Here is a 9,739-nt window from a genome sequence, read left to right as displayed (position 1 = left end):
CTTCGCCTCGATAACTGAACCTCGGATCAATGACAGGGGCGAACCGCGAGAAAGTATCGACCACAGTCAGCACCCGCAGCTTGCGGCCCGTGGCGAGCTGGTCATGCACGAAGTCCATCGCCCAGACATCGTTCGGTCTGATCGCGTCGCTACGGTCTTCGCGAAGCTTGGCTTTCACCCGGCGCTTTGGCGTCTTATTTCGCAACTGAAGCCCCATTTCCCTGTAAATTCGATAAACCTTCTTCACATTCACCTCCCAGCCCTCACGCCGCAGGACATAGTGCACCCGGCGATAGCCGTAACGCACACGGGTCTCACAAACCGCCTTGATCCGCTTTCTCAGGGCGGCCGGATCGGTGCGCCGGGATTTGTACTGATAGGTGGAACGATCAAACCGAAGAGCCCCACAGGCCCGTCGGATTGAGACCGACCAGTCTTCCCGGACGCCGTCGATGATCTCGCGCTTGCGATCCGGCCTCAGAGCTTTCGCTTGATGACGTCCTGCAACATCTCACGGTCCAGGGTCAGATCCGCAACGATCTTCTTCAACCGGTTGTTCTCATCTTCCAAATCACGCAGCCGACGCATTTCCGATGGCAGCAGTCCGGCATACTTTTTCTTCCAGTTGAAATAGGTCGCTTGGCTAATGCCAGCTTCCCGACAAATCTCGGCGACCGTCTTGCCGTCCTCGCCTTGCTTGATGATGAACGCTTTCTGCGCGTCCGTGAATCTCGATGCTTTCATCGAATCCGCTCCTTCTCCCAGCCAGGAAATCGTAGCGGAAAACTCTAATCAGAAATGGCTGAATTTTCGGGTGTCAGAGCACAATGAACACGAGCCGATGTGGCTCAAGGCGCATCCTCGGCATCCGGCGGTGGCGCCGCTCGTATTGTGCCGCGCGAACCCTCTTGCGCAGCCTCTCCGTCGCAATCAGCGATTTTTTTATATGTGAAGCCAAGGCGATGGATCAGATGGCGCGACAGCATGGCCGGGGCTGCACTCAGGCCGTGTTCCGCACCGCGCTTGCAGCCGATATCCGCAAACGCCGCGTGGCTTGACGGTAAGACAGGCCTTCGTCCACCAACGCGACGTCCCTCTATCGTATATCCAGCGATAGCGATTTGCGCATGATTCTCCTCCACATATGGTGAATCACAAAAATGGCCCCGTGGGAAGCCAGCCGATTCAGATTTCAGGAACGACGCTCTAAAGCGGGATACGTTGCTGCTTATCAAAGGGGGTTCTGGACGAAGGCTGGCATTTTCTCGCCCTTCGCGGCACTCTCGAGGAAAGCCGCCGCCGTATCCATCGCCTCGCGGATGGTCACATCCATGTCGAGATAACGATAGGTACCTAGTCGACCCACGAAGGTCACGCCGCCGGTTTCTTCGGCAAGCTTCACATAATCGCTTAGCAGCGCCTTCTCCTTGACCTGACGGATCGGGTAATAAGGAATGTCCTCGGGTTCGCAGGCGCGGCTGAATTCCTTGTAGCAGACCGTGCCTTCATGCTCTTCCCAAGGGCTGAAATGTTTGTGCTCGGTGATGCGGGTATAGGGCACCTCGCGGTCGCCATAGTTCATCACTGCGCAGCCCTGGTAATCGCCCTTGTCGGTGAATTTCTCGAAATCCAGCGTCCGGTATCCCAGCCGTCCTAGCTTGTAGCCGAAATAGCCATCCAGCGGGCCGGAATAGAAGACGTGATCGTACTCCCCTGCCGTGTCTGGGTCGAACCAGGTCTCCAGATGTACGGTGATGTTCTCGTGGTCGAGAATGGCCTCGATCATCGGCGTATAGCCGTTCTCGGGCATGCCCTGGAACTTGTGGAAGAAGTAGTTGTCGTCATAGTTGAAGCGCACAGGCAGGCGCTTGAGGATCGAAGCCGGCAGCTCGGTGGGCGAACAGCCCCACTGCTTGATCGTGTAGCCTTCGAAGAAAGCTTTGTAGAGATCGGGACCGACAAAGCGCATCGCCTGTTCTTCGAAGGTCTGCGGATCGGTGATCGACTTGTCGGCGATCTCGTTCTCGATGAAGTCGCGCGCTTCGGCAGGGCGGAGCGTCTTGTTGTAATACTGGTTGATGGTGTGAAGGTTGATCGGCAACGAGAACACCTGGCCCTGGCTCGTAGTCTTCACCCGGTTCTTGTAAGGCATGAATGTGGTGAAGCTGTTGACATAGTTCCACACCTCTTCGTCGTCGGTGTGGAAAATATGGGGGCCATAGACATGTACCATGACATTGGTTTCGGCATCGCGTTCGGTGTGGCAGTTGCCGCCGATATGGTCGCGTCCGTCGATGATGGTGATGTTGTGCCCCGCCTCGGCGAGCGTGCGCCCAATGATCGCGCCGGAAAGGCCCGCGCCTACAAGTAGAATGTTCAAAACAACAGCCTTTTGATGTTCGGTCTCAATTCATCCAGCCTATAGCGCACATGCCACGAGCGATCCAGCCGCAAACCCCTGCGCAACCGGCTTTGCCTGAAAGTTCGGCAGTTGCCCAAGTTCGAAAGACCGGGCCCGTGGGTGCGGTGGATGGGCCGGAATGCAGCATTGACAGGGCTTTGGGGATCGGGCATCCCGCCTCTAGAAAGTTTTTCATAATTCCAGGACTACGCAAAAGATGCCGAAGACCAACCCTATTTTATTGCGTCTGACCGAAGCTTTGACTACGCAAAAGATGCCGAAGACCAACCCTATTTTATTGCGTCTGACCGAAGCTTTCGAAGCTAGTGCCAAAGAGTTCAGCACAGAGAATGGCCGCCTGAGCAGGCTGTCCGAAGTGATGGCTACACAGGCGCTGGAGCCACGACATGCGCTTCTGGATCATATCTGGGTCGATTTCAAGGCAGACAGCGGTGTCGTGGCCTCTGTCGAACCGGTCCCGTCGGAAGGCTGCCGCATTCAGCTGATGGATCGGGGCACGAGCCCGTGGTTTTCCTTTTCCTACATCTTGTCGGTCGAGGCGCTGCGGTCCTCCCGCTTCCTAGGGCTGCTGATCCGAGGCCGGGCAGAAGGCGTGGCCGCTTTTCGGCCGTGTCTGCGCTATCTGCTGCCCGACGGGTTCAAGGACAGCTTTGCCCGCAATGTCATTCTGCTGGAACCCGATGCGGAAGATCAAATTTCGTTCATTCGCACGGATCCCCAGCTGGTGAATGAAGCCGTTGGCGCTGAAGTACTTTTCTTTTTTGAAGGCGTAAATTTTGATGTGACGTTGTCCAACGTGGAAAACCTGAACATTTAGAGGGTAAAATAGCCATGTCAGTACGAAACTACAGTTTCGTGATCCCTGCATATAACGATGCTCAGGGACTGAAAGTACATTTGAAGTATTTCTCGTCCCGGCCGGAAAATATTCAGTTGGTGATCGTGGATGATTGCTCGGACGACAATACCGCCGACATCATTCAAAACGCATCGCTTCCAGACAATATCACGCTGACCTACCACCGTCAGCAGACCAATGGCGGCCCGGCTCTGGCGCGCAATACCGGGCGTGACCTGGTCACCGGCGACTATGTGATGTTTCTCGACGCCGATGACCTTCTGTCAGATTATTTCTTCGATTACATTGCCCTGGCCCCGCTTGAGAACGGTGCTGATTTTGCCCTTTTCAAATACCACCTCGCGCGCAGCCATGAGCAGCGCTACAGCTATGAAATGCACCAGGTGGATGCCACGTTTTTCACCCGCATCGAGCACGCACCATTCCCTATGGGGACCGTGACCCTGGAAGAGATGCCCTCGGCCCTCAACACGGTGAATTTCCCGTGGAATAAGATTTATCGCCGCGATTTTCTGGAGCGGGCGGATATTCGCTTTCCCGACCTGCGTATGCACGAGGATATTCCTCCGCACTGGCACAGCTTCATGCGCTCCAAACGGTTCAGCGTGTTGGGCTGGGCGCCGCCGCTGATCACCCATTATGAAATCGAGCAGGGTACGCGCGCCACGAACTATATCGGCGAACGGCGTATGGGCGTGTTCCCGTTGCTGCATGAGTTGCACAAGGAGCTGGGTGCCCATCCCTTGGCCGAGAAACTGCTTCCCGAGTTTGATGCCTTTTGTCATGACATGTTCGCCTGGATGACAGACACGCTGTGCGCGAGAAAGGATAAGACGAGCCGCGAGTGGCGCAAGAAATACAAGGAAGAGATTGATCTGTTCCAGGTTTATCTGGAAACGGGCGAACACAGCTCGGCCCAGAAGAACCAGTTGCCTTCCCTGGGGCGGTTGCAGCGCGGGGAGCGGGGAGCGAGCAGATGAGCAAGATCAGCGCAATCATCACCTGTTTCAATGTACAGGAATATATCGCGACGGCGATGCAATCCATCATTGATGTCGGGATCGACGATCTGGAACTTATCGTGGTGGATGACTGTTCCATCGACCGGACCCGCACCATCGTTGACACGGTTGCCCGCAACCTGCCCGACAATGTCAGCTTTAACCCGGTGTATTTCTCAAAAAACACCGTTGGCGGTGTGGCCAGCGCCGGCAATGCCGGGTTGGACATGGCCACGGGCGATGTCGTGGTCTTTATCGACGGTGACGACTGGGTGATCCCGTACAATCTCAAGGGGGCGCTTGAACAGCACCTGAGCGGTGGGTATGACTTCACGGTGTGCGATTGCCTCGAATACTGGAATGATACCGGAAAGTTCACGCAATATCCCGAAGGGCATTATTGGGAACAGCTGCCGTCGCTCACCAACATTCGTGCCCGCCGTGACACGCTCTTGAAGATGGCTCCGTTCCCGTGGCGCAAAATCTACAGCCGCGGTTTTCTGGAACGGCACAAAATTCGTTTCCCGGTAGGGGATTTCTTCTTTGAGGACAACCCGTTCCACTGGGAAACCACGGTCAAGGCGGAGACGTTCGATTTTTACTACCGGCCCACACATGTTCATCGCATGGCCCGTAGCGGGCAGACGGTGTCCGCAAAGGGTACGAAATACATCAAGATTTTCGACCACGCGACAATCATTCGCGAGAAGCTGGAACAGAGCGGGGCGCTGGAAGCCAACCGGGATCTTTATCTGGAATGGTTGTTCAAGCACATCATCTGGTGCGCCAACCATGTGCCTGCGGGGTTCCTCAACGAGGTGTTTGAGCGCGCCCAACAGCATGTTTGTCCGCTTTCGCCGGATGTGTTCTGGCATGCGATCGCCATATCTGGTTTCGACCCTTCGAATGTGCGCAAGATGGCTGCGATCTACTTGGATGAACGATTTGAGTTCTTCCGAGAATTCTGACAAAGCAAGCATCATTAACCATTCGGACGAACTAAAAGGAGACGTATGTGCTGAACTTGGAAGATGTACGTGAAATCACAATTGTTGCCGCCCCTCGCAGCGGAACAAATTACTTTTGCGATACGCTCGGAGCTTTTGAGGAGAATGCGGCCTTCTTGGAATTATTTAGTCCAGAAGGTGTATTCGGAGTCAGCAAGTACGAGGGGATTCTGGCGATGATCAATTCCAATTTGGGAACACAATATGATGATCCACAGGATAAGAGCTTTGTAAATTTCGTACGCCAAGCGCCCCTTGAGTTCCTAGCAGCACTAAAAGCCGCTGTAGCGGAAATTGGAAAAACAGCTTTCTCGTATAAGATTTTTGCTGATCAACTTAATAGGCCGCATCTCAGAGAGATTTTAGAGAGCTCAAACCGACATGTGTTGTTCGTAGTTCGAAATCGAATTGATAGCTATATTTCCTTTTGCAAGGCTCGAGAAAAGAACGTTTGGGTCAATCAAGATACCAGCGATCTAAAAATTGAAATTGATTTTCACGAATTTATGGAATGGGCGGCCAAACTGGACCGTTGGTATGCTGAAACAGAAGCTGTTTTGCGGGAGGCTGGGCGAAAGTACAGCATTTTTTCCTATGATGCCGATATCAATGTCCCCAAAGGGACTCTTGTGGAAAAACAGTATATCGGGCTGCGATCTGTCGGGGTCGACATGATGTATCCCAAAACGATCAGCAAGCCGATGTTTTCCCGGCAGGATAAACCTTCAGCCCCATTTTCCAAGATTATTAATGGTGAAGAGCTGCGTAAAGAATTCGTAAAGCGAAAGCTTCTTGCCACATATGCCTTGAGGAATCCAATGGTGAACGCCCAATGAAAGGATTAGGAGTAAAATCTCTGTGGTTGATGAGCTGATCGTTCATATAGGCGGCTTTAAGACGGGCAGCACGTCGATTCAAGCCGCCTTAGCAAGTAAGTCGTATGTCGTTCCAAATCGGCGGATTTTATATCCGGGTGTTGGAGACAAAGAGCCATTTGATAAGCGGCATGGGCAACACGAAAAGTTAGCTCGCTCCTTGATGCCAAACAGGCCGAATGCGAAAATGCGCGATGCTCTGTTTGCCTCAGTCGCCGAAAGGGTGGGGCGCTCGGATGCGGATTTAGCGGTAATTTCGACCGAGATGTTCGAGTATGTCAGCCCTCAGGCACTGGCGGAAATTCTGGAGCGCCATTTTCCTGAATACCGTGACCGTCTGAGAATAATCGGTTATCTACGCCCCCATGCCGAACGGGTGGTGTCTGGTTATGCTGAGCGTGTCAAGCACGGTTTTTTTCAAGGTAACCTGAGCGAGTTTCACAGGTTTCTCGCTACAAAAACCGAACCACATCATTGGGGGTTTTTTTACAACAAGCGGTTTGAGCATTGGCGAAGCGTGTTCGGACAGCGCCTACTGCTCCGGCCGATGATTCGCTCTAGCCTTTTTCGCAATGACGTTGTTGCGGACTTCTTTCGGCTGCTGTTCGACAGCGAAAATTTCAATATGCGTGAAACGAGAATTCGGAACGTCACCCCGTCATACGAAGATCTGATGATCGCACGGGTCTTTCATTCTGCCTGTGGTCATGAAGGCAATGTCAGCGCATGGCAGGAGAAAATGGGCGTTGCCTTGATTCGTGAACTGAATAAAACGCCTCGCACAAAACGTACTACACTGGCACTTCATAAAAGCTTGGCGGAAGACGTTGTGCGCGTCTATGCACAGGATGCGGACAAACTCGACACTGGTTTCCTAAATGGGGCCTACATGACAACCGCGCTACAGGCAGCCCCTGAAAAAGCTTTGGAAATTGCTCTTGACGACGACCCCTGCAATGTCCTGACCCCAGAAGAATATCGGATTGCATCGGCATGGGCGCGCGCGGCGGACAAGGGCTGAGTTGACTTTCTGATAATAACACAGTCGAACAACTACCATTTTCTGGCCTGTAAGATTAAAAGTTTTTTCACAATCACTTCAATACGATACTTTCTTCTACTGCATCTTCTCCCCCGGTAGGAATCCATGCGTAGAAACCACTTGGATGCACGTACTCGCGCTTGCCTGCTTTGCCTTGGCGGGCCTCCAGCAACCGCTGAAGTGTGGCGAAGGCTTCTGGCAGCTCCCAGTTTTGCGATGGCGTCGCCTGATCAAAGGACATGATCTTGCGCTCGATTAGGCGCAGGTAGTGCACCGGGTCAAACACCATATCGCCCCGGTCATAGGAGCGAGGGTGATCGGCGATCACCTCAGCGGCGCAGCCGATCACCACACGACCTACGAAGCCCTTAATCCAAACCTCACGGTAGCCGTAGGCAACTGGCCCAGAGTAATCATTGCCGCTATAACGCACGACGGATGTCGCCGTCACCTGACCGCTTTGCTGATCACAGGCTTCAAAAGGAGCGGCTGGCAGGGTGCGCATCGCCGCCAAATCCGCTTCCAGCCGGTCACCAATGCTGATCTTGTGACCACGCAGGATGTCGGCCTGCCGTTTGTGGCATTGCTTCTCCAAATACTCGTTGAACGCATCCCAGGTGGCAAAGCGTGGCATCGGCACCATGAAGTTGCGCCGTCCGTAGCCAACCAGACCTTCGACCTTGCCCTTGCCGGGGCGGCCATAACTATCCCCGATCACGTAATGCGACAGCATTGCGCTGAACCGCTGGGTTCTCTGCCGCGTACCATCGGGCATGGTCTTGGCCACAAGGCATCGCTGTGCGGCAGATCAAACGCGAAGAAGTACGCCTTCTGCTCTATCCCACCAATGACAACCAGCGCTTCGCCAAAATCCGCCTGCCCATACCCCGGAGGATGGCTCAGCGGCACAAACATCTCCTTGCCGATGCGCTTCCTGGCACGCACATAGTCTTTTACAATCGTATAGCCACCATCAAACCCGCATTCGTCGCGCAACCGCTCAAATATCCGTTTGGCTGTGTGTCGCTATTTGCGTGGCCGGGTCTTGTCCTCGGACAACCATTGGTCAATCTGGCCAGCGAAAGGATCAAGCTTGGGCCGCTTGATCGGCGTAGTCCGCCGGCACCCAGGCGCCTCCGAGTACGCCAACATCTTCGCGACACTATCTCAGCTGATCCCAAAACCCCAAGCAATTTGACGCCCGCTCAACCCTTCTTCAAAGTGAGCGTGACGAACCTTCAAGTACAAATCCACGGTGAATATCCCCAAGCCCTCCCATCAAATGAAAGGGCAAAGTGGCCGACTTTTACACCGCCGCGACACCACAACGACGCCGCTACCGTGGCCGAGTATTGCTCCGCCGTTCACATAAAATTACATAACAAAGATTATGCGTATTTATAATGTAACCGGGGTGCGCGCTACCTTCAAGTGCGACTCCTATTAGAAAACAATGAGTTATCTAATGAGGAGATTGTGCCATGGGAGCTGTTTACACGCAACTGAGCATTGAGGAACGCCGCAGAATCGAACGCTGGCGACATGCTAAGGTCCCTGTTCGCGAGATGGCGCGTGTGCTGAAGCGCTCGAAAGCCACGATCCACCGCGAGATCAAGCGGAACTTTTTCAGCGATGAATGCATGCCTAAGTGTGACGGCTACTATGGTGCTGCCGCCCATCTGATGGCAGCCGATCGGCGTGCGCGGCAGCGCAAGCTGATCCGCTATCCGCAATTGCTCAAAAGAGTTGTGGAACGGCTCAAGCATGGGTGGACGCCTGAACAGATCGGCAACCGAATGATCTATGAAGGCGCAAGGCTGCGCGTCTGTCAGGAAACGATCTACCGGTACATCTATTCCAAGGAAGGCATGGCGCAGGAGCTGTGGTGGTATCTGCCAAACCACCGCAAGTATCGCCGTCCCCGCCGTGCCAGGGAACGCCAGGCGCCCAAGTTTGACCGCGATGTCAGCATCCTGTTCCGTCCGGATGATGTTGCCCATCGCCGCCAGTTCGGCCACTGGGAAGGCGATTTGATGCTGTTCAAACAGAGCCTTGGGCAATCGAACGTCACATCGCTGGTCGAGCGGGTCAGCCGGTTCACGGTGCTGCTGAAGAACCCGAACAAACGAACCAAACCCGTCATGGGCAAGATTATGAAAGCGGTGCGTGACCTGCCCCACCTGGCGCGCAAATCTATCACCTTCGACCGCGGCACCGAGTTCGTCAGCTGGCCGCACCTTCAGGCCGAGATCGGAACGCAGACGTGGTTCTGTGACCCCTCCTCGCCTTGGCAGAAAGGCACTGTCGAGAACACCAATCGCCGGGTTCGAAGATGGCTGCCCCGAAAACACGACATCACGGCCGTCTCAGACCACGAACTGAAACAGATCTGCGACCGGCTCAACAACACGCCCCGAAAATGCCTCGGGTGGAAAACGCCAGCGGAGGTCTTCAGGGAAAAGATGATGGTGGAACTCGGCCGATCTCCCTACCCTCGAAGGCAATAGGAGTCGCAGTTCAACTATCGCTCACA

7 protein-coding genes and 3 pseudogenes are annotated in these 9,739 nt (G+C 54.3%); 6 read left to right on the top strand and 4 right to left on the bottom strand.

All coding sequences use genetic code 11. The features are described from left to right. The 3 genes and pseudogenes from BMZ35_RS20500 to glf form a co-directional block, all read right to left on the bottom strand. A pseudogene (locus tag BMZ35_RS20500) lies at positions 1-744 on the bottom strand (IS3 family transposase); the annotation flags it as partial. An 82-nt stretch (positions 745-826) separates the two neighbouring features. Next, positions 827-1,084: pseudogene (locus BMZ35_RS20495) on the bottom strand (hypothetical protein); the annotation flags it as partial. A 147-nt stretch (positions 1,085-1,231) separates the two neighbouring features. Beyond that, positions 1,232-2,380, bottom strand: coding sequence for a UDP-galactopyranose mutase (gene glf, locus BMZ35_RS20490; protein WP_093097270.1), 1,149 nt, complete (start codon positions 2,378-2,380; stop codon positions 1,232-1,234). Positions 2,381-2,618: 238 nt separating this feature from the next. On the opposite strand from glf, the gene BMZ35_RS20485 reads away from it, so the two are divergent. From BMZ35_RS20485 to BMZ35_RS20465, 5 genes are read left to right on the top strand one after another with little or no spacing between them, the layout of a single operon-like run. Continuing rightward, complete coding sequence (locus BMZ35_RS20485) at positions 2,619-3,239, top strand: hypothetical protein (protein WP_093097267.1); 621 nt, start codon at positions 2,619-2,621, stop codon at positions 3,237-3,239. A 14-nt stretch (positions 3,240-3,253) separates the two neighbouring features. Continuing rightward, the gene (locus tag BMZ35_RS20480) at positions 3,254-4,261 is read left to right on the top strand and encodes a glycosyltransferase family A protein (protein ID WP_093097264.1); all 1,008 of its coding nucleotides are present in this window, start codon (positions 3,254-3,256) and stop codon (positions 4,259-4,261) included. After that, positions 4,258-5,250, top strand: a complete 993-nt coding sequence (locus BMZ35_RS20475; RefSeq protein WP_093097261.1) for a glycosyltransferase family 2 protein — start codon at positions 4,258-4,260, stop codon at positions 5,248-5,250. Before BMZ35_RS20480 ends, BMZ35_RS20475 begins: the two co-directional genes overlap by 4 nt. Positions 5,251-5,297: 47 nt before the next feature. Further along, entirely contained in the window at positions 5,298-6,125 is an 828-nt protein-coding gene (locus tag BMZ35_RS20470) for a hypothetical protein (RefSeq protein WP_093097258.1), read from the top strand. Between the two features lie 22 nt (positions 6,126-6,147). Continuing rightward, a complete protein-coding gene (locus tag BMZ35_RS20465) occupies positions 6,148-7,185 on the top strand; it encodes a hypothetical protein (protein ID WP_131814417.1) in 1,038 nt (345 codons plus the stop codon). A gap of 148 nt (positions 7,186-7,333) precedes the next feature. On the opposite strand, the pseudogene BMZ35_RS20460 reads toward BMZ35_RS20465, so the two are convergent. After that, positions 7,334-8,460 (bottom strand): annotated as a pseudogene (locus BMZ35_RS20460) (IS21/IS408/IS1162 family transposase); the annotation flags it as partial. 227 nt (positions 8,461-8,687) lie between these two features. On the opposite strand from BMZ35_RS20460, the gene BMZ35_RS20455 reads away from it, so the two are divergent. Next, positions 8,688-9,713, top strand: coding sequence for an IS30 family transposase (locus BMZ35_RS20455; RefSeq protein WP_093094197.1), 1,026 nt, complete (start codon positions 8,688-8,690; stop codon positions 9,711-9,713). The last annotated feature ends 26 nt before the right edge of the window (positions 9,714-9,739 follow it).

It is taken from the genome of Shimia aestuarii (assembly GCF_900114635.1).
Taxonomy (GTDB): domain Bacteria; phylum Pseudomonadota; class Alphaproteobacteria; order Rhodobacterales; family Rhodobacteraceae; genus Shimia; species Shimia aestuarii.
The sequence above is the reverse complement of the archived record's forward strand: the minus strand, read 5'-3'. Positions and strand labels throughout refer to the sequence as shown.